The sequence below is a fragment of the Euzebya tangerina genome, assembly GCF_003074135.1.
GTDB classification, from domain to species: Bacteria; Actinomycetota; Nitriliruptoria; order Euzebyales; family Euzebyaceae; genus Euzebya; species Euzebya tangerina.
The window spans coordinates 1-719 of record NZ_PPDK01000012.1; the positions used below are offsets into that span (position 1 = coordinate 1).

At 39.8% G+C, this 719-nt stretch carries 1 protein-coding gene; it reads right to left on the reverse strand.

Features of this window, described 5'->3' with window-relative positions:
* Positions 1–719: MobA/MobL family protein (locus C1746_RS22320; RefSeq protein ID WP_162868088.1), on the reverse strand; the 719-nt coding region annotated here is incomplete at both ends.

The following is a 719-nucleotide window of genomic DNA, read 5'->3' on the forward strand; positions in this document are numbered from 1 at the left end:
GATTGGCTCTAGCGTTTTCTGTTCGTATGCTTTTATTTTTTGGCTATACTCGGCTAATTCTTGGCTTTTAGCGTTCCGTTGCTCTGCTGTATGTTTGTATTCATCTTCAAGCTCTTTTTTCTTTGCTTTTTGCTCTTTAGTTTCCCATAAACCGAGAAAACCCTGATTTTTATCTGTGAGCTTGTTATAGTCTCCCTGAATACGCTGTAAATCCTTGTCGTATTGCGTGATCTCTACTTCCATTCCGTCCCGCTTTTCTTGGGCTTTAACGTATTTTTCTATTTGAGGTAGCCATTCATCAATTAAAAACTGATCAAAATCTGCTTGAGAAAGCCCCTGAATGCGATTTTGAGGCACTTTTTCTTCTTGAGTGTGTATTTTACTGTCTTTTTCTTTTTCGTTGCTTAAATCGTGTTTTAGGGCACTTTCCGATAATTTAGAAAACGCAGCTGCGAATTTGGATTCATATTTGCCCATTCCTTGAGCCTGTTTTTCTTCGATTTTCTGCAAGTAGGATTTTTCTTTGTTAATTTCTTGTCCTTTAAGTGCAAGCTCTTGCACGATTTGGCGTTCTTCTTGCTCTAATCGGTTCAATTCTTGCCACGTTACCCTGTCAATTCTTGCTCTTGGGGCTTGCTCTATGCCTTGTTCCTTGTAGCTACGTTCGTCAATTCGTGCGGCATATCCGTATTGCTCTAAGGCTTGATTAGCTTGCTCTC